This is a genomic window from Klebsiella sp. 10, from assembly GCF_018223925.1.
Classification (GTDB): Bacteria; Pseudomonadota; Gammaproteobacteria; order Enterobacterales; family Enterobacteriaceae; genus Klebsiella; species Klebsiella pneumoniae.
Map to the genome: position 1 here is coordinate 1 of NZ_JAGRRB010000005.1, position 19,320 is coordinate 19,320.

Annotated in this window: 31 protein-coding genes and 1 pseudogene; 6 read left to right on the plus strand and 26 right to left on the minus strand. The window is 52.6% G+C overall.

The window, feature by feature from the left end; genetic code table 11:
• The first annotated feature begins 249 nt into the window (after window positions 1-249).
• Window positions 250-804, plus strand: a complete 555-nt coding sequence (locus tag KHQ26_RS05835) for a gamma carbonic anhydrase family protein (protein WP_002919123.1) — start codon at window positions 250-252, stop codon at window positions 802-804.
• Here KHQ26_RS05835 and KHQ26_RS05840 read toward each other — a convergent pair.
• The 6 genes and pseudogenes from KHQ26_RS05840 to dprA all read right to left on the minus strand — a co-directional run bounded on the left by KHQ26_RS05840 (window position 780) and on the right by dprA (window position 4,570).
• Window positions 780-1,037 (minus strand): DUF1488 domain-containing protein, encoded by a 258-nt coding sequence (locus KHQ26_RS05840; RefSeq protein ID WP_020804218.1) that lies wholly within the window; start codon window positions 1,035-1,037, stop codon window positions 780-782. The two genes, KHQ26_RS05835 and KHQ26_RS05840, sit on opposite strands and share 25 nt — an antisense overlap.
• Window positions 1,034-1,852, minus strand: a complete 819-nt coding sequence (gene aroE / locus KHQ26_RS05845) for a shikimate dehydrogenase (RefSeq protein ID WP_002919126.1) — start codon at window positions 1,850-1,852, stop codon at window positions 1,034-1,036. Before aroE ends, KHQ26_RS05840 begins: the two co-directional genes overlap by 4 nt.
• A 3-nt stretch (window positions 1,853-1,855) precedes the next feature.
• Window positions 1,856-2,428, minus strand: coding sequence for an L-threonylcarbamoyladenylate synthase type 1 TsaC (gene tsaC, locus KHQ26_RS05850; RefSeq protein ID WP_020804221.1), 573 nt, complete (start codon window positions 2,426-2,428; stop codon window positions 1,856-1,858).
• Window positions 2,429-2,432: 4 nt separating this feature from the next.
• Window positions 2,433-2,975, minus strand: coding sequence for a type I DNA topoisomerase (locus KHQ26_RS05855; protein ID WP_004145330.1), 543 nt, complete (start codon window positions 2,973-2,975; stop codon window positions 2,433-2,435).
• 26 nt (window positions 2,976-3,001) lie between these two features.
• Window positions 3,002-3,475 (minus strand): DUF494 family protein Smg, encoded by a 474-nt coding sequence (gene smg / locus KHQ26_RS05860; protein WP_002919137.1) that lies wholly within the window; start codon window positions 3,473-3,475, stop codon window positions 3,002-3,004.
• Window positions 3,447-4,570: pseudogene (gene dprA / locus KHQ26_RS05865) on the minus strand (DNA-protecting protein DprA). Before dprA ends, smg begins: the two are co-directional and overlap by 29 nt.
• Window positions 4,571-4,698: 128 nt before the next feature.
• On the opposite strand from dprA, the gene def reads away from it, so the two are divergent.
• The 5 genes from def (at window position 4,699) to mscL (ending at window position 9,462) form a co-directional block, all read left to right on the plus strand.
• Window positions 4,699-5,208: a peptide deformylase gene (def, locus tag KHQ26_RS05870; RefSeq protein WP_004174081.1), complete on the plus strand. Its 510-nt coding sequence runs from the start codon at window positions 4,699-4,701 to the stop codon at window positions 5,206-5,208.
• 14 nt (window positions 5,209-5,222) lie between these two features.
• On the plus strand, window positions 5,223-6,170 hold the full coding sequence (fmt, locus tag KHQ26_RS05875; RefSeq protein WP_004150007.1) for a methionyl-tRNA formyltransferase: 948 nt from the start codon (window positions 5,223-5,225) through the stop codon (window positions 6,168-6,170).
• A 52-nt stretch (window positions 6,171-6,222) separates the two neighbouring features.
• The gene (rsmB, locus tag KHQ26_RS05880; protein WP_020804222.1) at window positions 6,223-7,518 is read left to right on the plus strand and encodes a 16S rRNA (cytosine(967)-C(5))-methyltransferase RsmB; all 1,296 of its coding nucleotides are present in this window, start codon (window positions 6,223-6,225) and stop codon (window positions 7,516-7,518) included.
• 13 nt (window positions 7,519-7,531) lie between these two features.
• The gene (gene trkA, locus KHQ26_RS05885; RefSeq protein ID WP_002919153.1) at window positions 7,532-8,908 is read left to right on the plus strand and encodes a Trk system potassium transporter TrkA; all 1,377 of its coding nucleotides are present in this window, start codon (window positions 7,532-7,534) and stop codon (window positions 8,906-8,908) included.
• 140 nt (window positions 8,909-9,048) lie between these two features.
• The gene (gene mscL, locus KHQ26_RS05890) at window positions 9,049-9,462 is read left to right on the plus strand and encodes a large-conductance mechanosensitive channel protein MscL (RefSeq protein ID WP_004145325.1); all 414 of its coding nucleotides are present in this window, start codon (window positions 9,049-9,051) and stop codon (window positions 9,460-9,462) included.
• Here the strand turns inward: mscL and KHQ26_RS05895 are convergent.
• The 20 genes from KHQ26_RS05895 to rplN all read right to left on the minus strand — a co-directional run bounded on the left by KHQ26_RS05895 (window position 9,398) and on the right by rplN (window position 19,177).
• The gene (locus tag KHQ26_RS05895) at window positions 9,398-9,676 is read right to left on the minus strand and encodes an alternative ribosome-rescue factor A (protein ID WP_004188380.1); all 279 of its coding nucleotides are present in this window, start codon (window positions 9,674-9,676) and stop codon (window positions 9,398-9,400) included. The genes mscL and KHQ26_RS05895 overlap by 65 nt on opposite strands.
• Before the next feature lie 57 nt (window positions 9,677-9,733).
• Complete coding sequence (gene zntR / locus KHQ26_RS05900; RefSeq protein WP_004185894.1) at window positions 9,734-10,159, minus strand: Zn(2+)-responsive transcriptional regulator; 426 nt, start codon at window positions 10,157-10,159, stop codon at window positions 9,734-9,736.
• Window positions 10,160-10,161: 2 nt separating this feature from the next.
• The gene (locus KHQ26_RS05905) at window positions 10,162-10,530 is read right to left on the minus strand and encodes a DUF1992 domain-containing protein (RefSeq protein ID WP_002919204.1); all 369 of its coding nucleotides are present in this window, start codon (window positions 10,528-10,530) and stop codon (window positions 10,162-10,164) included.
• 108 nt (window positions 10,531-10,638) lie between these two features.
• Window positions 10,639-11,025: a 50S ribosomal protein L17 gene (gene rplQ / locus KHQ26_RS05910; protein ID WP_002919206.1), complete on the minus strand. Its 387-nt coding sequence runs from the start codon at window positions 11,023-11,025 to the stop codon at window positions 10,639-10,641.
• A 40-nt stretch (window positions 11,026-11,065) separates the two neighbouring features.
• Window positions 11,066-12,055, minus strand: a complete 990-nt coding sequence (locus KHQ26_RS05915; RefSeq protein WP_002919219.1) for a DNA-directed RNA polymerase subunit alpha — start codon at window positions 12,053-12,055, stop codon at window positions 11,066-11,068.
• Window positions 12,056-12,080: 25 nt separating this feature from the next.
• Window positions 12,081-12,701 carry a 30S ribosomal protein S4 gene (rpsD, locus tag KHQ26_RS05920; RefSeq protein ID WP_002919224.1) on the minus strand — a complete coding sequence of 207 codons (621 nt, stop codon included), beginning with the start codon at window positions 12,699-12,701 and terminating at the stop codon, window positions 12,081-12,083.
• A gap of 33 nt (window positions 12,702-12,734) precedes the next feature.
• Complete coding sequence (rpsK, locus tag KHQ26_RS05925; RefSeq protein WP_002919257.1) at window positions 12,735-13,124, minus strand: 30S ribosomal protein S11; 390 nt, start codon at window positions 13,122-13,124, stop codon at window positions 12,735-12,737.
• Between the two features lie 16 nt (window positions 13,125-13,140).
• Window positions 13,141-13,497: a 30S ribosomal protein S13 gene (gene rpsM / locus KHQ26_RS05930; protein ID WP_002919259.1), complete on the minus strand. Its 357-nt coding sequence runs from the start codon at window positions 13,495-13,497 to the stop codon at window positions 13,141-13,143.
• A 146-nt stretch (window positions 13,498-13,643) separates the two neighbouring features.
• Window positions 13,644-13,760, minus strand: a complete 117-nt coding sequence (rpmJ, locus tag KHQ26_RS05935) for a 50S ribosomal protein L36 (protein WP_000868187.1) — start codon at window positions 13,758-13,760, stop codon at window positions 13,644-13,646.
• Between the two features lie 33 nt (window positions 13,761-13,793).
• Window positions 13,794-15,125: a preprotein translocase subunit SecY gene (gene secY, locus KHQ26_RS05940; protein WP_002919515.1), complete on the minus strand. Its 1,332-nt coding sequence runs from the start codon at window positions 15,123-15,125 to the stop codon at window positions 13,794-13,796.
• Window positions 15,126-15,132: 7 nt separating this feature from the next.
• Window positions 15,133-15,567 carry a 50S ribosomal protein L15 gene (gene rplO / locus KHQ26_RS05945; protein ID WP_002919516.1) on the minus strand — a complete coding sequence of 145 codons (435 nt, stop codon included), beginning with the start codon at window positions 15,565-15,567 and terminating at the stop codon, window positions 15,133-15,135.
• A 3-nt stretch (window positions 15,568-15,570) separates the two neighbouring features.
• Window positions 15,571-15,750, minus strand: coding sequence for a 50S ribosomal protein L30 (gene rpmD, locus KHQ26_RS05950; RefSeq protein WP_001140434.1), 180 nt, complete (start codon window positions 15,748-15,750; stop codon window positions 15,571-15,573).
• Window positions 15,751-15,753: 3 nt separating this feature from the next.
• A complete protein-coding gene (rpsE, locus tag KHQ26_RS05955; RefSeq protein WP_002919545.1) occupies window positions 15,754-16,257 on the minus strand; it encodes a 30S ribosomal protein S5 in 504 nt (167 codons plus the stop codon).
• 14 nt (window positions 16,258-16,271) lie between these two features.
• Window positions 16,272-16,625 carry a 50S ribosomal protein L18 gene (rplR, locus tag KHQ26_RS05960; RefSeq protein WP_000358960.1) on the minus strand — a complete coding sequence of 118 codons (354 nt, stop codon included), beginning with the start codon at window positions 16,623-16,625 and terminating at the stop codon, window positions 16,272-16,274.
• 9 nt (window positions 16,626-16,634) lie between these two features.
• Window positions 16,635-17,168, minus strand: coding sequence for a 50S ribosomal protein L6 (gene rplF, locus KHQ26_RS05965; RefSeq protein ID WP_002919662.1), 534 nt, complete (start codon window positions 17,166-17,168; stop codon window positions 16,635-16,637).
• Window positions 17,169-17,180: 12 nt separating this feature from the next.
• Window positions 17,181-17,573, minus strand: a complete 393-nt coding sequence (rpsH, locus tag KHQ26_RS05970) for a 30S ribosomal protein S8 (protein WP_002919665.1) — start codon at window positions 17,571-17,573, stop codon at window positions 17,181-17,183.
• Between the two features lie 33 nt (window positions 17,574-17,606).
• The gene (rpsN, locus tag KHQ26_RS05975) at window positions 17,607-17,912 is read right to left on the minus strand and encodes a 30S ribosomal protein S14 (RefSeq protein ID WP_002919667.1); all 306 of its coding nucleotides are present in this window, start codon (window positions 17,910-17,912) and stop codon (window positions 17,607-17,609) included.
• Between the two features lie 14 nt (window positions 17,913-17,926).
• Window positions 17,927-18,466, minus strand: coding sequence for a 50S ribosomal protein L5 (gene rplE, locus KHQ26_RS05980; protein WP_001096200.1), 540 nt, complete (start codon window positions 18,464-18,466; stop codon window positions 17,927-17,929).
• Window positions 18,467-18,480: 14 nt separating this feature from the next.
• Window positions 18,481-18,795 (minus strand): 50S ribosomal protein L24, encoded by a 315-nt coding sequence (gene rplX / locus KHQ26_RS05985; RefSeq protein WP_000729185.1) that lies wholly within the window; start codon window positions 18,793-18,795, stop codon window positions 18,481-18,483.
• A gap of 10 nt (window positions 18,796-18,805) precedes the next feature.
• The gene (rplN, locus tag KHQ26_RS05990) at window positions 18,806-19,177 is read right to left on the minus strand and encodes a 50S ribosomal protein L14 (RefSeq protein ID WP_002919748.1); all 372 of its coding nucleotides are present in this window, start codon (window positions 19,175-19,177) and stop codon (window positions 18,806-18,808) included.
• Window positions 19,178-19,320: the final 143 nt, after the last annotated feature.

Sequence of the window (19,320 nt, forward strand, 5' to 3'; positions counted from 1 at the left end):
GGATTTTTCTCTGCAACCGAACCGACTGTTTGTGTGAAGTGATTCACATCTGCCGTGTCAGTGGGTGCGCATTATAGGGATCCCATTTTTTTGCACAAGCCTTTTTTCGATCTTTTTTTCTGAATGGTGATTTTTCACCCTTTTCGCCGTGTAATTGCACGATTTGCTCAATTTTCACCGTTTTCAGGGGTTGCACAGGGAGATAAAAGCCACCAAAGTCTTCTTACGTTCCCGTATTTTGAGGTCTATATGTCTGCTCAGCTGCGCCCCTACAAAGCATTTTTCCCACAAATCGGTCTTCGCGTCATGATTGACGCATCCAGCGTTGTCATCGGCGATGTCAGAATTGCCGATGACGTCAGCGTCTGGCCTCTGGTGGCCATTCGCGGCGACGTCAACTATGTATCGATAGGTCAACGCAGCAATATTCAGGACGGTAGCGTTCTCCATGTGACCCATAAGTCCTCTTATAAGCCGGAGGGAAATCCGCTGATCATTGGTGAGGATGTAACTGTTGGTCATAAAGTGATGCTGCACGGCTGCACTATCGGCAACCGCGTACTGGTTGGTATGGGTTCGATCTTATTAGATGGTGTCGTCGTTGGCGATGACGTCATGATTGGTGCGGGCAGTCTGGTTCCGCAGAACAAACAGCTGGAAAGCGGCTACCTTTACTTTGGCAATCCGGTCAAACAGATCCGCCCCCTGACAGAGGCGGAACGGGAAGGACTCAAGTATTCAGCAAATAACTATGTGAAATGGAAAAATGAGTACCTGGATCAGGATAACCAGATCCAGCCCTGAGCATCTTCCTGACCATCGCGGATCAATGCTTCTGCCTCTTCCTCTAGATCCCAACGATGTTCCTGGAAGGCGGCCAGCCACTGCGCTGGCCCCTCTGCGCCGAAACGCTGCTGCATGATTTGCCCTGAAATTGCGCAGGTTAATTGCATCCCATTCACCAGCGCGGGAAAAACCACGCCCTGCCGTTCGGCATCCCATGATTCCCGGTCAGGAAACTGAATCGCCTGATTCATGCATTCAGTTCCTGCTGCAGCGTTTCAATGACCGGAGCGATAGCCGGCAGAACGCCGTGCCATAGCAGAACAGCATGGGCGGCTTGCGCCACCAGCATTCCCAGCCCATCGGCACAGTGGACTGCGCCATATTGCTGGCACCAGTGAAGAAACGGTGTCGGCCCTTTCTGGTAAAACATGTCATAGCAATATACGTCAGCGTTGACAATAGATGCCGGGATAGCTGGTACATCACCGTCTATTCCACTGGACGTCGCATTGACGATCAGATCGAATGTTTCCCCGGATAAGGTATCCATCTCCCTTGCGCTAACGCTCCCGGTATGGGCGAAGAGAGTGGCTAACTCACGGGCACGAGAATAGGTGCGATTCACGATCGTGACGGCGCATCCCAGCGACAGAAGCGGCAAAAGAACCCCGCGAGATGCCCCACCAGCACCAACAAGCAGGATCCGTTGGCGCGGCTTAATGAATCCCAGGCGTTCAAGATCGCTCAGAAGACCAATACCGTCGGTGTTGTCCCCCAGTAAACGGCCATCTTCCAGGCGTTTCAGGGTGTTTACTGCTCCCGCCAGCGCTGCGCGTTCTGTCAGTTCGTCGGCACGCGCAAAGGCTTCCTCTTTAAAAGGAACGGTGACGTTGGCCCCCTTTCCTCCTTCTGCAAAGAACTGATTCAGAGAAGAGACAAAATCATCCAGCGGCGCCAGTACACGTCCATAAGGATGAGTAATTCCTAACTGGCGGGCAAACAGCTGATGAATAGCAGGCGACTTACTGTGCGCGATCGGATTACCAAAAACGGCATAGGTTTCCATGGTTCACCCCTGGCGGAACAGTTCACCCGTCAGGGCATCACGGATTTCAGATGGGTTTTGCCGGCCGCCCGTGGCGCCATCCACCACCGGGAAGCTGTCGCCAAACTGAGCATGGACCTCTGCGGTAGTACGGCACGGTGGTTGCCCGGTGAGATTGGCGCTGGTCGAAACCAGTGGTTTTCCGTAGGTTTCGCACAATTCGATTACCAGCGGATGGTTAGTCACGCGTACGGCCAGTGAATCAAAACGTCCAGTCAGCCAGCGCGGCGTTTCAGGACGCGCCGGGAATACAAACGTCACCGGTCCCGGCCAGCAAGAGAAGATGGCTTCCCGCTGTGAGTCACTTAACCGTGAATCATCAATATAGGGCTTCAGTTGCTCAAAGCTGGCGGCGATAAGGATCAATCCTTTCTCAACAGGACGCTGCTTCAGCTCCAGCAGGCGCATAACGGCCGTTTCGCTGTCAGGGTCGCAGCCGACGCCAAACACGGCTTCGGTGGGATAGGCGATGACATGTTCATTTTTCAGGACCGCCACGGCATGGGCGACGGCTTCTGAGGGCAGGTTATTGTTCACTGATTTATTCCGCCGGGATCGGCTTTCCACATTGTTTACTGGCACAGAAGCGTCTGAGCCCCTGCGCCGTCTTCTTTTCTATTAACAGCGGGTAATGGCATTCAGGGCATTCGCCCGCCACCGGTTTAAAATTGATAACGAACTGGCAATCAGGATAGCGATCGCAGGAGTGAAAGGTTTTACCGAAACGGGAACGACGCTGGACCAGATGGCCTTGTCCGCACTGCGGGCAAGCGATAGCCGTCTCATCGGGTTTATCAATCAGCTCGGTATGTTCACATTCCGGATAGCGGCTACAGCCAATGAACATCCCAAAACGCCCCTGGCGTAACACCATAACCGCACCGCACGATGGGCACTCTTGCCCCTCCAGCACCTTAACGATATGCCCGTCCGCCTGGCTTTTCAGGGGACGAATATAGTCACAGTCCGGATAATGCGAACAGCCGAGAAACGGGCCATGTTTCCCGGAACGGATCACCAGTTCGGCCCCGCACTGCGGGCAGGGCTCATTTTTACGCACCGAAAACAGTGCTGATTTGGTCATAACAACTCGATGTTGCTGCAAAAAGATTAATGCAGCATACCTTCATTTACTTCGAAGAGTAATTCTTCCATTTGCTGATAGGCGTTTTCACAGCCCGGAATATTGAACAGTACCATCAGGATGACCCATTTCAGGTCTTCCAGCTCAAATTCCGCCGTATCCAGCGCCAGTACGCGCTCTATCACCATTTCTCGCGTTTCGAGGTTCAACACCTGAATCTGCTCGAGGAAGAGTAAAAACCCCCGGCAACTGGCATCCAGACGCTGGCACTCCTCTTCGGTATATACCCGAAGAGAGAGCGGGTCGGAAGCGAGCTGCATGGGTTCAACGAGACCTTCCTGATAATCAGCCAGTTTCTCGAGCCACATTAACGCGTTATAGATGTCTTCCCGCTCAAAACCCGCATCGGTAAGATCCCGCGTCAGTTTGTCCTGATCCACGCGCATTTCTGCTTCGCTATGGATGTAAGTTTCAAACAAATACATGAGTACGTCGAACATGGCTTGCCCTCCTTAATCGGACATAGCCGCCGGGTACAGCTGCGATCCAGCCTGCTAACTCCAGTTCAAGTAGCTGAGCTACGGTTACTGGCACAGATTGGCCGGCACGTTCAGCGACAACGTCAACAGGTGTTACCTCATCTCCTACGTTAGCCAGGAGCTCCGGAAATGGCAATGCTACAGACGGCTGATCGACGCAAATATTTATCGAATCAGACGTATCAGTCAGCCAGGCCAGCTCGTTATGCCAGTATTCCACAATATCCTCTGGCGAGGTCACTGGCACCGCGCCTTGCTTAATTAACCAGTGCGGGCCTTCCGATCCCGGATTGCCTATCGGGCCAGGCAGGGCGAACACATCCCTTCCCTGCTCCAGGGCGCAGCGGACGGTGACCAGCGATCCGCTTCGCAACGCCGCCTCAATCACCAGCACGCCCAGGCTTAAGCCGCTGATAATCCGGTTGCGCCTGGGGAAATGTGCGGGAAGCGGCGGCGTAACAAGTGGAAATTCAGATACCAGCGTACCGCCATTGTCGATGATCTGCCGGGCGAGAGTTGCATGGCGCCGCGGATAAACCTGACTCAGCCCATTGCCCAGTACCGCGATAGTTTTACCCTCCGCCGCCAGCGCGCCGCGGTGCGCGACCCCGTCAATGCCTAACGCCAGCCCACTGGTGATGGTAATCCCTTTATGCGCCAGCGTTTCGCTAAACAGTTTCCCCAGCAGGCGCCATACCAGGAGTGCGAGCGACTGCCAATAACGGCAAGCTGCGCGCTGTGAAGCAGGGCGAGGCCGCCGCTGACCAGCAACGCGCCGGGGTAATCAGCGATAGCCTTTAACCGCAATGGATAGCGCGGATCGTCACCCCGTAACAAATGATGATCCGGTTGTTCCAGCCAGCGCCGCGTCTCGTCAAGCTCATGCTCGTCAAGCCGGAAAAATAACTTTGCCTGCGCCGCGGTCATCCCGACGGCATGCAGCGCTTCACGATCAACGCTGGCGGCTGCGCATAAGCGCTGAGCGATCTCTACCATCCTGTCGCCATACAAGCTACTGACCTTCATCAGCCGCAGCCAAATCTCGTCGGGCGTCATCCTTACCCCCTGCCATAAGCGGTATTGACAATCTTTGCGATTGGACAGTGAGACTGTCAATTGCAGGGGGTTTTGTCTAGAATAGAGCTAATAATCTTATCAACTCCTGAATACGACTCTGGAACTTTATGGCAGTTTTGCAAGTGTTACATATTCCGGACGAGCGCCTTCGCAAAGTCGCCGAGCCGGTCAAAGAAGTGAATGCGGAAATTCAGCGTATCGTCGATGATATGTTCGACACCATGTACGCCGAGGAAGGCATTGGTCTGGCCGCAACCCAGGTCGATATCCATCAGCGCATTATCGTTATTGATGTGTCGGAAAATCGTGAAGAGCAGCTGGTATTAATTAACCCGGAAATGCTGGAGAAAGATGGCGAAACCGGTATTGAAGAAGGCTGCTTGTCCATTCCTGAACAGCGCGCCCTGGTGCCGCGTGCGGAAAAAGTGAAGATCCGCGCACTGGATCGCGATGGTAAGCCGTTTGAACTGGAGGCCGATGGCCTGCTGGCTATCTGTATCCAGCATGAAATGGATCACCTGGTCGGCAAACTGTTTATTGACTATCTGTCACCACTCAAACAACAGCGCATTCGTCAGAAGGTAGAGAAACTGGATCGTTTACGTTCCCGTGCCTGATAACAAGGAATACCGTGTCACAATCACTACGTATCATTTTCGCCGGCACCCCTGATTTTGCAGCGCGTCATCTTGATGCGCTGCTGTCGTCTGAACATCAGGTTGTTGGCGTATTCACTCAGCCTGATCGCCCTGCTGGTCGCGGCAAAAAATTGATGCCAAGCCCGGTAAAAGTACTGGCAGAAGCCCATAACTTACCTGTGTTCCAGCCATCCTCCCTGCGTCCGCAGGATAACCAGCGGTTAGTCGCCGATCTCGGCGCCGATATTATGGTGGTAGTGGCGTACGGTCTGATTCTGCCTAAAGCGGTGCTGGAGATGCCCCGTCTGGGCTGTATCAACGTTCACGGCTCGCTGCTACCGCGCTGGCGTGGCGCAGCGCCTATTCAGCGTTCACTGTGGGCGGGGGATAGCGAAACTGGCGTAACCATCATGCAGATGGACGTCGGCCTTGATACGGGGGATATGCTGTATAAGCTTTCCTGTCCCATTACCGCAGAGGATACCAGCGGCAGCCTGTACGATAAGCTGGCCGAGCTCGGCCCTCAGGGGCTGCTGGCAACGTTAGCCCAGCTGGCCAACGGCACCGCACGGCCTGAAGTACAAGATGAATCGCTGGTGTGCCATGCCGAAAAACTGAGTAAAGAAGAGGCTCGTATCGATTGGTCGCTTTCCGCTGCGCAGTTGGAACGCTGCATCCGCGCGTTTAATCCGTGGCCAATGAGCTGGCTGGAAATTGACGGACAACCGGTAAAAGTGTGGCGAGCATCGGTCATCGCCGAAGCCGCTCACGCCGAACCGGGTACTATCGTGGCAGCAACCAAACAGGGTATTCAGGTCGCCACGGGGGATGGGATCCTCAGCCTGGAGTCGCTACAGCCTGCGGGTAAAAAAGCGATGAGCGCCCAGGACTTACTCAATTCCCGCCGGGAGTGGTTTATCCCTGGCACCCGTCTCGCCTGACGGTCGTCTCTTCTGAAGCCCGGGTTCGCCGGGCATTTTTATTTTTGCGCTTATGAAAAAGAATATAAATTTACGCAGCCTGGCCGCCCAGGCTATCGAGCAAGTTGTTGAAAAAGGGCAGTCTTTAAGCAACGTACTGCCCCCTCTACAGCAGAAAGTCAGCGATAAAGATAAAGCGCTACTGCAGGAGTTGTGCTTTGGTGTACTACGTACTCTAAGCCAGCTGGAGTGGCTTATCAGCAAGCTAATGGCGCGTCCGATGACCGGCAAACAGCGCACCGTGCACTTTCTGATCATGGTTGGTCTCTATCAGTTACTCTACACCCGCATTCCACCACACGCCGCGCTGGCGGAAACGGTAGAAGGCGCGGTGGCCATTAAACGCCCGCAGCTTAAAGGGCTAATCAACGGCGTGCTACGCCAGTTCCAGCGCCAGCAGGAAGCGTTGTTAGCCGAATTTGCTGAGCATGAAAACCGCTATCTTCATCCCAAATGGCTGCTGAAACGCCTGCAGCAGGCCTGGCCGGAGCAGTGGCAGGAGATCGTCGAGGCGAACAACCAGCGTCCGCCGATGTGGCTGCGCGTTAACCGCAACCATCATTCCCGGGATGAGTGGCTTGCCCTGCTTAACGAGGCCGGTTTAGAGGGCTTTACCCACCCTGATTATCCGGACGCCGTACGCCTGGCCACCCCTGCCCCGGTCCACGCGTTACCAGGCTTTGCCGAAGGCTGGGTGACCGTCCAGGACGCCTCGGCCCAGGGCTGTATACGTTATCTGCAGCCGGAAAACGGCGAACGCATTCTCGATCTCTGCGCCGCACCGGGCGGGAAGACGACGCATATTCTGGAAGTCGCTCCCCAGGCTCAGGTTATGGCAGTGGATATTGATGAACAGCGTCTGTCCCGCGTCTATGACAACCTGAAACGGCTGGGCATGAAAGCCGAAGTCAAGCAGGGCGATGGCCGCTTCCCTGAGCAGTGGTGTGGCAATGAGCAGTTCGATCGTATTCTGCTGGATGCCCCCTGCTCCGCAACCGGCGTTATTCGCCGCCATCCGGATATCAAATGGCTGCGCCGGGATCGGGATATCGCCGAGTTAGCCCAACTGCAGGCCGAGATCCTCAATGCCATCTGGGGGCACCTGAAGCCAGGCGGCACGCTGGTTTACGCAACCTGTTCTATTCTGCCGGAAGAGAACAGTCAGCAAATTGCCGCCTTCCTCGCGCGAACTCCGGATGCAGAACTTCACGCAACCGGCACGCCGGCGAGCCCCGGGCAGCAAAATCTGCCGGGCGTGGAAGAAGGTGATGGCTTCTTTTACGCTAAGCTAATCAAACGTCGGAACTAATGGGTTACTGCAGATGAAGATTATTATTCTGGGCGCCGGCCAGGTCGGCGGCACGCTGGCGGAAAACCTCGTCGGCGAGAACAATGATATTACGCTGGTTGATACCAATGGCGACCGTCTGCGCAGCCTGCAGGATAAGTTCGACCTGCGTGTCGTCCAGGGGCATGGCTCTCACCCTCGCGTACTGCGTGAGGCGGGGGCCGATGATGCCGATATGCTGGTAGCGGTCACTAGTTCGGACGAAACCAACATGGTGGCCTGCCAGGTCGCTTATTCATTGTTCAATACGCCAAACCGCATAGCGCGTATTCGTGCGCCTGATTACGTTCGTGATGCGGAAAAGCTCTTCAACTCTGAAGCGGTACCCATCGATCACTTAATCGCTCCGGAACAACTGGTCATCGACAACATCCACCGTCTGATCGAATATCCCGGCGCGCTGCAGGTCGTGAACTTCGCAGAAGGAAAAGTCAGTCTCGCGGTAGTAAAAGCCTATTATGGTGGCCCGCTGGTGGGGAATGCCTTATCCACTATGCGGGAGCATATGCCGCATATCGATACGCGCGTGGCCGCCATTTTCCGCCACGATCGCCCCATCCGCCCGCAGGGCTCGACGATTGTCGAGGCCGGAGATGAAGTCTTCTTTATTGCCGCCTCGCAGCATATTCGCGCGGTCATGAGCGAACTGCAGCGACTGGAAAAGCCGTATAAGCGTATTATGCTGGTCGGCGGGGGCAATATTGGCGCGGGTCTGGCCCATAAGCTGGAAAAAGATTACAGCGTTAAGCTTATCGAACGTAATCAGCAGCGAGCCGCTGAGCTGGCGGAAAAGCTGCAGCATACTATCGTCTTCTACGGGGATGCATCGGACCAGGAGCTGTTGGCTGAAGAGCATATTGACCAGGTGGACCTGTTTATTGCCGTCACTAACGACGACGAAGCCAATATTATGTCGGCTATGTTGGCCAAGCGAATGGGCGCGAAAAAAGTGATGGTGCTAATCCAGCGCAGAGCCTACGTGGATCTGGTCCAGGGTAGCGTCATCGATATTGCGATTTCGCCTCAGCAGGCCACAATTTCCGCACTCCTCAGTCATGTCCGTAAAGCCGATATTGTCGGCGTCTCCTCCTTGCGCCGCGGCGTTGCAGAAGCGATCGAGGCAGTCGCGCACGGCGATGAGAGCACCTCCCGGGTAGTCGGGCGTTCGATCGATGAGATCAAACTTCCACCGGGCACGATCATCGGCGCCGTCGTGCGGGGCAATGACGTGATGATCGCCAATAATAATCTACGGATCGAGCAGGGCGACCATGTGATCATGTTTTTGACCGATAAGAAGTTTATTTCCGATGTCGAAAGGCTGTTCCAGCCAAGTCCTTTCTTCCTGTAATTCCCAGGGCGCCGAACAGGCGCCTTTTTATTATCCCTTATTATTCAAAGGTTAATATTTTGCAGTAACTATCTGCTGGGAATGGCAAATGAAAATACATTTGTTAAACTTACAACGTCAGCTGGCACAAGGAGAATAAAATGAGTTTTTTAAAAGAGTTTCGCGAATTCGCGATGCGCGGGAACGTTGTCGATTTGGCAGTAGGTGTGATCATCGGTGCAGCATTCGGTAAAATTGTTTCATCACTGGTCGCGGATATTATTATGCCGCCACTCGGCCTGTTGATTGGCGGGATCGATTTTAAACAGTTTGCCGTCACGCTACGTGATGCCCAGGGCGATGTCCCGGCTGTGGTGATGCATTATGGGGTATTCATTCAGAACGTTTTCGATTTCATCATCGTCGCGTTTGCCATCTTCATGGCGATTAAATTGATGAATAAGTTAAATCGTAAGAAAGAAGAGGCTCCGGCGGCACCGCCAGCTCCCTCTAAAGAAGAAGTTCTGCTGAGCGAAATTCGCGATCTGCTGAAAGAACAAAACAACCGTTCTTAATCAGCAGAGAAAGCAGAAGGCCAGTGGTAAAAAAGCGATTCGCTTGCTTGCCACTGGCCTCCCGATCAACCCTTCCTGCATGTTTATCTTTACGTTGATAGCTTCCTTTCCCTTTCTTGTTTTTCTCTACGCGCTGCCTAAATAACGGATCGTGGAGAAGTGCCTCAATGGCGTTATCTTTAATTTGTCCTTTAGTATGCTGATAGCGACTCATAGTTACTCCGGTATATGTATAAACTCGACGCGAGTGTAGATCCGCGCGTTTAAAAAATCAACGTCCGCCATTGCCGTTGCTGGCCCCTTGTTCAAGGGCCTCAAGGATAGAACAGTAAACGCTGCTGTGGGCAGTGCCGCAACAGGCATCGTTGAGCCGCTGCAGAGAGCGGCGCATCGTCTGTAGCTCTTTAATCCGCGCCTCGACTTCACTTAATCGCGCCTGAACGATCCCTTTCGACTCCTGACAGGTATGATGCTCCGGATCGATGCGGATCGACAATAATTCGCGGATCGCTTCCAGGGTGAAACCCAGTTGTCGGGCATAACGAATAAAGCGCAGCCGTTGAAGATCGTTATCCGAGTACAGACGAAATCCTCCCTCGGTGCGTATGTCATGATCCATCATCTGCTGCTTTTCATAGTAGCGGATGGTATCAGGCGTCACGTCAGCCAGTTTTGCCAATTCACCAATACGATACATATTTACTCCTGATTTATTTTTTGCAGCAACGCATCGGCGTACTCACCGCGTAAAAAGTCGGTGTTCAGACCTGCCTGACGTAACTTCAGCTCGAGCAGGGCAAGGCGTTTGCTAAGTTCGGCATGACGCGGATCGTCCTGACGGACGCCGTTCAGTAAGTCTGCCAGAGCCAACGCTTCTTTGCGTTGCTCCAGTTCCGGAGGAAGACATCCTGCATTTTTCAGAAGGCGATAGCCTGCCCGCAACTCCGCCGGCACATGTGAATCGTCATCGAGAGTCAGCGGTTCTCCGCTGCCGGGTAAATTATCGAACTCACCTTTGGTTTGGGCATCGAGGATATGACGTTCCGCCCACTGATCCAGCAACCACATTCTACGGCTCCAGGGGATGAACAAAAAGAGTACAGATAGTGTAGTGAAATGGGGATGGGGTAGATATAAAAAAACCCGCCAGGGCGGGTTTTTTTACGTTACTACAGATTACTCTGCAGCAGCTTCTGCTTTCGGCTCAGCACGATCAACCAGCTCGATGTATGCCATCGGCGCGTTGTCGCCTGCACGGAAGCCACACTTCAGAATGCGAGTGTAACCACCGGCGCGGCTCGCGAAACGCGGGCCCAGCTCGTTAAACAGTTTTGCCACGATCTCGTTATCACGAGTGCGGGCGAATGCCAGACGACGATTAGCAACGCTATCAGTCTTGGCAAGAGTAATCAGCGGCTCAACTACGCGACGCAGTTCTTTCGCTTTCGGCAGGGTCGTCTTGATGATTTCATGACGAACCAGCGAACCTGCCATGTTACGGAACATAGCCTGGCGATGGCTGCTGTTGCGGTTCAGTTGACGACCACTCTTACGATGGCGCATGACCTTATCCTTCTCAGTAAAACCTTAACCTGTGATCCGGTTACTCGTCAGCAATGCTTGCTGGTGGCCAGTTTTCCAGGCGCATGCCCAGAGACAGTCCACGGGAAGCCAGCACGTCTTTAATCTCAGTAAGAGATTTTTTACCCAGGTTCGGCGTTTTCAGCAACTCAACCTCGGTACGCTGTACCAGATCACCGATATAGTGGATAGCTTCTGCCTTGAGGCAGTTAGCAGAGCGGACAGTCAATTCCAGATCGTCAACAGGGCGCAGCAGGATCGGATCGAATTCTGGTTTCTCTTCTTTCACTTCTGGCTGACGTACATCACGTAGGTCAACAAAAGCTTCCAGTTGTTCAGCCAGGATGGTTGCCGCACGACGAATCGCCTCTTCAGGATCGATTGTGCCGTTGGTTTCCATTTCGATGACCAGCTTGTCCAGGTCGGTACGCTGTTCTACACGCGCAGCTTCAACATTGTAGGCAATACGCTCTACAGGGCTGTAGCAGGCGTCGACCAGCAGACGGCCGATTGGGCGCTCATCTTCTTCCGAATGAATTCGGGCAGAAGCCGGCACATAACCGCGACCGCGCTGAACTTTGATACGCATGCTAATAGCAGCGTTCTCATCAGTCAGGTGGCAAATCACGTGCTGCGGCTTGACGATTTCGACATCACCGTCGTGGGTAATGTCGGCTGCGGTCACAGGGCCAATGCCAGATTTATTCAAAGTAAGGATGACTTCATCTTTACCCTGAACTCTCACCGCCAGCCCTTTCAGGTTGAGCAGGATTTCAAGGATGTCTTCCTGAACGCCTTCTTTGGTGCTGTACTCGTGCAGTACACCATCAATCTCAACCTCGGTCACCGCGCAACCCGGCATCGATGAGAGCAGAATACGGCGCAGTGCGTTACCCAGAGTATGGCCGAAGCCACGCTCTAAAGGCTCAAGGGTCACCTTGGCGTGCGTCGAACTCACTTGCTCGATATCGACCAGGCGCGGTTTTAGAAACTCTGTCACAGAACCCTGCATTGTGTCCTCTCTTTGGTACTAAGCTTTACTTGGAGTAAAGCTCGACGATCAGGTGTTCGTTAATGTCCGCAGACAGATCAGAACGCTCCGGCTGACGCTTGAACGTACCTTCCATCTTGCCAGCATCAACTTCCAGCCAGGTTGGCTTTTCACGCTGCTCAGCCAGCTCCAGAGCGGCTTTCACGCGAGATTGCTTTTTCGCTTTCTCACGAATGCTGACAACGTCATTCGCTTTAACCTGATAAGAAGCGATGTTAACAACACGACCGTTTACCATAATCGCTTTGTGGCTAACCAGCTGGCGTGCTTCAGCACGAGTGGCGCCGAAGCCCATACGGTATACAACGTTGTCCAGACGACCTTCCAGCAGAGCCAACAGGTTTTCACCGGTGTTGCCTTTCAGACGTGCTGCTTCTTTATAGTAGTTACGGAACTGACGCTCCAGCACACCGTACATACGGCGAACTTTTTGCTTTTCACGCAACTGCACACCATAGTCAGACAGACGCGGCTTACGCGCACCGTGCTGGCCAGGAGCTTGTTCAATTTTACACTTGGTATCGATCGCGCGAACGCCAGACTTAAGGAATAAGTCGGTGCCCTCACGACGGCTCAGCTTGAGCTTAGGACCCAAATATCTTGCCATTTTCTTTCTCCAACTAACCTGGAAAACGCAGCGTTATACGCGACGTTTTTTCGGCGGACGACAACCGTTATGAGGGATCGGAGTCACATCAGTAATATTAGTGATGCGGAAACCAGCGGCGTTCAGTGCACGAATGGTAGATTCGCGACCCGGACCCGGACCTTTGACCATAACTTCCAGATTCTTGATGCCGTATTCTTTTACGGCTTCTGCGCAACGCTCTGCTGCAACCTGAGCTGCGAACGGAGTGGATTTGCGAGAACCACGGAAACCGGAACCACCGGCTGTTGCCCAACCCAGTGCGTTACCCTGACGATCAGTGATGGTAACGATGGTGTTGTTAAAAGAAGCATGGATATGAGCCACGCCGTCAGAGACTTGTTTTCTTACACGCTTACGTGCACGAATTGGTGCCTTTGCCATTATTCAATCACCCCGATTATTTCTTGATCGGTTTACGCGGACCCTTACGGGTACGTGCGTTGGTCTTGGTACGCTGACCGCGAACCGGGAGACCACGACGATGACGCAAACCACGGTAGCAACCAAGGTCCATCAGACGCTTGATGCTCAGGGTGATTTCACGGCGCAGATCACCTTCAACGACAAATTTACCTACTGCTTCACGCAGAATATCAATTTGTTCTTCAGACAGCTCACTGATCTTAACATTTTCAGCGATGCCCGTTTCAGCGCAGATGGCTTTAGAACGGGTTTTGCCGATACCGAAAATAGCGGTTAAAGCGATAACGGTATGTTTGTGATCAGGAATGTTAATGCCTGCTATACGGGCCACTATGCACTCCTACTATTTAATATGTACGCACCATGCTGAAAAGCCCGTTTTCAGGATACTCAAATGGAAACGTACAGACATACAAAAGATTGGCTGGCTAATCTAGCCAGCTCAATCCAACTTTGCAAGAAAAATATGCGAAAAAATCAGCCTTGGCGCTGTTTATGCTTCGGCTCGGCACTGCAAATCACACGGATGACACCATCACGCTTAACGATTTTGCAGTTACGGCATAATTTCTTGACGGAAGCACGAACTTTCATTTTTACTCTCCGTAACTTCTCGGGCGACCAGTTTTAACGGCCGTAGCCTTTCAGGTTCGCCTTCTTCAATGCAGACTCATACTGACTGGACATCATCAGAGTTTGCACTTGAGCCATAAAGTCCATAATCACGACAACAACGATAAGCAGCGAGGTCCCACCGAAGTAGAACGGCACTTTCATCGCGTCACGCATGAACTCCGGGATCAGGCAGATAAAAGTAATGTACAACGCACCAACCAGAGTCAGGCGAGTCATCACTTTATCGATATACTTCGCCGTTTGCTCTCCCGGACGAATTCCTGGTACAAATGCACCGGACTTCTTCAGGTTATCTGCTGTTTCACGCGGGTTGAAAACCAACGCCGTGTAGAAGAAACAGAAGAAGATGATTGCAGACGCATAGAGTAACACATAAAGCGGTTGCCCAGGCTGCAAATACAGCGAAATTGTTGTCAGCCAGTTCCAACCAGTACCACCCCCGAACCATGACGTGATGGTTGCCGGGAACAGTATAATACTGGAAGCGAAGATTGCCGGGATTACCCCCGCCATATTCACTTTCAGCGGTAAATGTGTGCTCTGTGCAGCATAGACACGACGACCCTGTTGACGTTTCGCGTAGTTTACCACAATGCGGCGTTGACCACGCTCAACGAATACAACAAAGAAGGTCACTGCAAATACTAATACTGCAACCAACAGCAACAGGAGGAAGTGCAGGTCGCCTTGACGCGCTTGCTCGATAGTATGGGCGATGGCCGGCGGGAGTCCCGCAACGATACCGGCGAAGATAATGATCGAGATACCGTTACCGATACCACGTTCAGTGATCTGTTCGCCGAGCCACATCAGGAACATAGTCCCTGTGACCAGACTGACAACAGCGGTGAAATAGAATGCAAAGCCTGGATTAATCACCAGGCCTTGCATACCAGGCATATTCGGCAGACCGGTAGCAATACCGATCGACTGGAATATCGCCAGCACCAGAGTACCGTAGCGGGTGTACTGGCTGATCTTACGACGACCAGACTCCCCTTCTTTCTTCAGTTCCGCCAGCGGTTGATAAACCACCGTCAGCAGCTGCACGATGATCGATGCCGAAATGTACGGCATAATCCCCAGCGCAAAGATAGAAGCACGGCTGAGAGCACCACCAGAGAACATGTTGAACATTTCAATGATGGTGCCTCGCTGTTGCTCAAGCAGTTTGGCAAGTACAGCGGCATCAATACCAGGGATCGGAATAAAAGAGCCAATACGGAACACTATCAGCGCACCGACCACAAACAGAAGTCTGCGTTTCAGTTCGCCAAGGCCACCTTTGGCACTTTGAAAATCTAATCCCGGTTGTTTAGCCATCTGCTACTTATTCCTCAATTTTACCGCCAGCAGCTTCGATAGCAGCACGAGCACCTTTAGTCACACGCAGGCCACGAACAGTTACCGGACGAGTTACCTCACCAGACAGGATCACTTTCGCGAACTCGATCTGGACACCGATAATGTTAGCCGCTTTCAGCGCGTTCAGGTCTACTACATCGCCTTCTACGTGAGCCAGATCGGAGAGACGGATCTCTGCGGTGATCATCGCTTTACGAGAAGTGAAGCCGAATTTCGGCAGACGACGGTACAGAGGCATCTGACCACCCTCGAAACCGCGACGTACGCCACCGCCAGAACGAGATTTCTGACCTTTGTGACCACGACCACCGGTTTTACCGAGGCCAGAACCGATACCACGACCCAGGCGTTTACCCGCCTTTTTGGAGCCTTCGGCCGGAGACAGAGTATTTAAACGCATCTCTTACTCCTCAACTTTAACCATGAAGGAAACCGCGTTGACCATACCACGAACAGCAGGAGTATCCTCGCGCTCTACGGTGTGACCAATACGACGCAGACCCAGGCCAAGCAGCGTTGCCTTGTGTTTCGGCAGACGACCGATTGCACTGCGGGTTTGAGTAATTTTAATAGTCTTTGCCATGGTTTATTTCCCCAGAATTTCTTCAACGGATTTACCACGCTTGGCAGCGACCATATCCGGGGACTTCATGTTTTCCAGACCGTCGATAGTTGCACGAACCACGTTAATCGGGTTAGTGGAACCATACGCTTTAGCCAGAACGTTACGAACCCCAGCGACTTCCAGAACGGCGCGCATTGCACCACCGGCGATGATACCGGTACCTTCGGAAGCCGGCTGCATGAATACACGAGAACCCGTGTGAGTACCCTTAACCGGGTGCTGCAGGGTGCCGTGGTTCAGCGCGACGTTAATCATATTGCGACGGGCTTTTTCCATCGCTTTCTGGATCGCTGCTGGAACTTCACGCGCTTTACCGTAACCAAAACCAACGCGACCGTTACCATCGCCTACTACAGTCAGAGCTGTGAAGGAGAAAATACGACCACCTTTAACGGTTTTAGATACGCGGTTTACCGCGATCAGCTTTTCCTGCAGTTCGCCAGCTTGTTTTTCGATGTGAGCCATCTTACACCTCTACCTTAGAACTGAAGGCCAGCTTCACGGGCAGCATCTGCCAGTGCCTGGACACGACCATGATATTGGAACCCGGAACGGTCAAAGGAAACATCTTTGATGCCTTTTTCCAGAGCGCGTTCAGCGACAGCTTTACCCACAGCTGCTGCAGCGTCTTTGTTACCGGTGTACTTCAGTTGTTCAGCGATAGCTTTTTCTACAGTAGAAGCAGCTACCAGAACTTCAGAACCATTCGGTGCAATTACCTGTGCGTAAATGTGACGCGGGGTACGATGTACCACCAGGCGAGTTGCGCCCAGCTCCTGGAGCTTGCGGCGTGCGCGGGTCGCACGACGGATACGAGCAGATTTCTTATCCATAGTGTTACCTTACTTCTTCTTAGCCTCTTTGGTACGCACGACTTCGTCGGCGTAACGAACACCCTTGCCTTTGTAAGGCTCAGGACGACGGTAGGCGCGCAGATCTGCTGCAACCTGGCCGATCACCTGCTTATCAGCGCCTTTCAGCACGATTTCAGTCTGAGTCGGACATTCTGCAGTGATACCCGCAGGCAGCTGATGATCAACCGGGTGAGAGAAACCTAAAGCCAGGTTTACTACATTCCCTTTGACCGCTGCACGATAACCTACACCAACCAGCTGCAGCTTCTTAGTGAAGCCTTCGGTAACACCGATAACCATTGAGTTCAGCAGGGCACGCGCGGTACCAGCCTGAGCCCAACCGTCTGCGTAACCATCACGCGGACCGAAGGTCAGTGCATTATCTGCATGTTTAACTTCAACAGCATCGTTGAGAGTACGAGTCAGCTCGCCGTTTTTACCTTTGATCGTAATAACCTGACCGTTGATTTTTACATCAACGCCGGCAGGAACAACGACCGGTGCTTTAGCAACACGAGACATTTTTTCCTCCGATTAGGCTACGTAGCAGATAATTTCGCCACCAAGACCAGCCTGGCGCGCTGCACGATCAGTCATAACACCTTTAGAGGTAGAAACAACTGCGATACCCAGACCGGCCATAACTTTCGGCAGCTCATCTTTTTTCTTATAGATGCGCAGACCTGGGCGGCTGACACGCTGAATGCTTTCTACAACAGCTTTGCCCTGGAAATACTTGAGAGTAAGTTCCAGTTCAGGCTTGGTGTCGCCTTCAACTTTAAAATCTTCGATAAAACCTTCTTCCTTCAGCACGTTGGCGATTGCCACTTTCAGCTTGGAGGAAGGCATGGTGACCGCAGCTTTGTTCGCGGCCTGACCGTTACGGATACGGGTCAGCATATCCGCGATCGGATCTTGCATGCTCATCTGTCTTTACTCCCGTGATTCAATTGGTGACAATTACCAGCTAGCCTTTTTCAGACCCGGGATTTCACCGCGCATAGCGGCTTCACGGACCTTAATACGGCTCAACCCGAACTTCCGCAGGAAACCATGCGGACGACCTGTTTGACGGCAGCGGTTACGCTGACGAGACGGGCTGGAATCACGCGGCAGAGTCTGCAGCTTGAGAACGGCATTCCAACGATCTTCGTCGGTTGCGTTCACATCAGAGATGATAGCTTTCAGTTCAGCGCGTTTAGCGAAGAATTTATCAGCTAAAGCCACGCGCTTTACTTCGCGTGCTTTCATTGATTGCTTAGCCATTAAGTAACCCTACCTTACTTGCGGAACGGGAAGTCAAAGGCAGCCAGCAGAGCACGGCCTTCTTCGTCAGATTTCGCAGTAGTGGTAATGGTAATATCCAAACCACGAACGCGGTCGACTTTATCGTAGTCGATTTCTGGGAAGATGATCTGCTCACGGACACCCATGCTGTAGTTGCCACGACCGTCGAAAGACTTAGCGGACAGGCCGCGGAAGTCACGAATACGCGGTACAGCAATAGTGATCAGGCGCTCAAAGAACTCCCACATGCGTTCGCCACGCAGAGTTACTTTACAGCCGATCGGATAGCCCTGACGGATTTTGAAGCCTGCAACTGATTTGCGTGCTTTGGTGATCAGCGGTTTTTGACCGGAGATTGCTGCCAGGTCAGCTGCTGCGTTATCCAGCAGTTTCTTGTCAGCGATCGCTTCACCAACACCCATGTTCAGGGTGATCTTCTCGACCCGAGGGACTTGCATGACAGAATTGTAGTTAAACTCAGTCATGAGTTTCTTAACTACTTCGTCTTTGTAGTAATCATGCAGTTTCGCCATCGTACTACTCCAAATTACTTGATAGTTTCGCTGTTAGACTTGAAGAAACGGACTTTTTTACCGTCTTCGAATCTAAAGCCTACACGGTCAGCCTTGCCGGTTGCCGCATTGAAGATTGCAACGTTAGAAACCTGAATTGCAGCTTCTTTTTCAACGATGCCGCCTGGTTGGTTCAGAGCCGGAACCGGCTTCTGGTGTTTCTTAACCAGGTTGATACCTTCAACAATGACCTTGCCGGAAGACAGGACATTCTTAACTTTACCGCGCTTACCTTTATCTTTACCGGTTAACACGATAACTTCGTCATCACGACGGATTTTCGCTGCCATGATTCGCTCCTTAGAGTACTTCTGGTGCCAGAGAGATAATTTTCATGAACTTCTCGGTACGAAGTTCACGAGTTACCGGCCCAAAAATACGCGTACCGATAGGCTGCTCGCTGTTATTGTTCAGAATAACGCATGCATTACCATCGAAGCGAATGACAGAACCGTCCGGGCGACGAACACCCTTCTTGGTGCGCACCACTACCGCCTTCAGCACATCACCTTTTTTGACCTTACCACGCGGAATTGCTTCTTTGATGGTGATCTTGATGATGTCGCCTACGCCTGCGTAGCGACGGTGCGAGCCACCCAGAACCTTGATACACATTACGCGACGTGCACCGGAGTTGTCGGCGACGTTCAGCATAGTCTGTTCTTGGATCATTTTAGTGCTCCGCTAATGTCAACTACTACTGAGACCCGAAAATTAGGGTCGTTAAAAAGCCCCATATCGAGGGCGCGGCATTATAACACCACAAACCAGATATGGGTAGAAAAAATAAACGGCTCATCGCTGAGCCGTTTATC

What these genes read in the sequence shown, in the direction of transcription:
- KHQ26_RS05835 (WP_002919123.1), top strand. Translation starts at nt 250, where the DNA reads ATGTCTGCTCAGCTGCGCCCCTACAAAGCATTTTTCCCACAAATCGGT.
- KHQ26_RS05840 (WP_020804218.1), bottom strand. Translation starts at nt 1,037, where the DNA reads ATGAATCAGGCGATTCAGTTTCCTGACCGGGAATCATGGGATGCCGAA.
- aroE (WP_002919126.1), bottom strand. Translation starts at nt 1,852, where the DNA reads ATGGAAACCTATGCCGTTTTTGGTAATCCGATCGCGCACAGTAAGTCG.
- KHQ26_RS05855 (WP_004145330.1), bottom strand. Translation starts at nt 2,975, where the DNA reads ATGACCAAATCAGCACTGTTTTCGGTGCGTAAAAATGAGCCCTGCCCG.
- smg (WP_002919137.1), bottom strand. Translation starts at nt 3,475, where the DNA reads ATGTTCGACGTACTCATGTATTTGTTTGAAACTTACATCCATAGCGAA.
- def (WP_004174081.1), top strand. Translation starts at nt 4,699, where the DNA reads ATGGCAGTTTTGCAAGTGTTACATATTCCGGACGAGCGCCTTCGCAAA.
- rsmB (WP_020804222.1), top strand. Translation starts at nt 6,223, where the DNA reads ATGAAAAAGAATATAAATTTACGCAGCCTGGCCGCCCAGGCTATCGAG.
- trkA (WP_002919153.1), top strand. Translation starts at nt 7,532, where the DNA reads ATGAAGATTATTATTCTGGGCGCCGGCCAGGTCGGCGGCACGCTGGCG.
- mscL (WP_004145325.1), top strand. Translation starts at nt 9,049, where the DNA reads ATGAGTTTTTTAAAAGAGTTTCGCGAATTCGCGATGCGCGGGAACGTT.
- KHQ26_RS05895 (WP_004188380.1), bottom strand. Translation starts at nt 9,676, where the DNA reads ATGAGTCGCTATCAGCATACTAAAGGACAAATTAAAGATAACGCCATT.
- zntR (WP_004185894.1), bottom strand. Translation starts at nt 10,159, where the DNA reads ATGTATCGTATTGGTGAATTGGCAAAACTGGCTGACGTGACGCCTGAT.
- KHQ26_RS05905 (WP_002919204.1), bottom strand. Translation starts at nt 10,530, where the DNA reads ATGTGGTTGCTGGATCAGTGGGCGGAACGTCATATCCTCGATGCCCAA.
- rplQ (WP_002919206.1), bottom strand. Translation starts at nt 11,025, where the DNA reads ATGCGCCATCGTAAGAGTGGTCGTCAACTGAACCGCAACAGCAGCCAT.
- KHQ26_RS05915 (WP_002919219.1), bottom strand. Translation starts at nt 12,055, where the DNA reads ATGCAGGGTTCTGTGACAGAGTTTCTAAAACCGCGCCTGGTCGATATC.
- rpsD (WP_002919224.1), bottom strand. Translation starts at nt 12,701, where the DNA reads ATGGCAAGATATTTGGGTCCTAAGCTCAAGCTGAGCCGTCGTGAGGGC.
- rpsK (WP_002919257.1), bottom strand. Translation starts at nt 13,124, where the DNA reads ATGGCAAAGGCACCAATTCGTGCACGTAAGCGTGTAAGAAAACAAGTC.
- rpmJ (WP_000868187.1), bottom strand. Translation starts at nt 13,760, where the DNA reads ATGAAAGTTCGTGCTTCCGTCAAGAAATTATGCCGTAACTGCAAAATC.
- secY (WP_002919515.1), bottom strand. Translation starts at nt 15,125, where the DNA reads ATGGCTAAACAACCGGGATTAGATTTTCAAAGTGCCAAAGGTGGCCTT.
- rplO (WP_002919516.1), bottom strand. Translation starts at nt 15,567, where the DNA reads ATGCGTTTAAATACTCTGTCTCCGGCCGAAGGCTCCAAAAAGGCGGGT.
- rpmD (WP_001140434.1), bottom strand. Translation starts at nt 15,750, where the DNA reads ATGGCAAAGACTATTAAAATTACTCAAACCCGCAGTGCAATCGGTCGT.
- rpsE (WP_002919545.1), bottom strand. Translation starts at nt 16,257, where the DNA reads ATGGCTCACATCGAAAAACAAGCTGGCGAACTGCAGGAAAAGCTGATC.
- rplR (WP_000358960.1), bottom strand. Translation starts at nt 16,625, where the DNA reads ATGGATAAGAAATCTGCTCGTATCCGTCGTGCGACCCGCGCACGCCGC.
- rplF (WP_002919662.1), bottom strand. Translation starts at nt 17,168, where the DNA reads ATGTCTCGTGTTGCTAAAGCACCGGTCGTTGTTCCTGCCGGCGTTGAT.
- rpsH (WP_002919665.1), bottom strand. Translation starts at nt 17,573, where the DNA reads ATGAGCATGCAAGATCCGATCGCGGATATGCTGACCCGTATCCGTAAC.
- rpsN (WP_002919667.1), bottom strand. Translation starts at nt 17,912, where the DNA reads ATGGCTAAGCAATCAATGAAAGCACGCGAAGTAAAGCGCGTGGCTTTA.
- rplE (WP_001096200.1), bottom strand. Translation starts at nt 18,466, where the DNA reads ATGGCGAAACTGCATGATTACTACAAAGACGAAGTAGTTAAGAAACTC.
- rplX (WP_000729185.1), bottom strand. Translation starts at nt 18,795, where the DNA reads ATGGCAGCGAAAATCCGTCGTGATGACGAAGTTATCGTGTTAACCGGT.
- rplN (WP_002919748.1), bottom strand. Translation starts at nt 19,177, where the DNA reads ATGATCCAAGAACAGACTATGCTGAACGTCGCCGACAACTCCGGTGCA.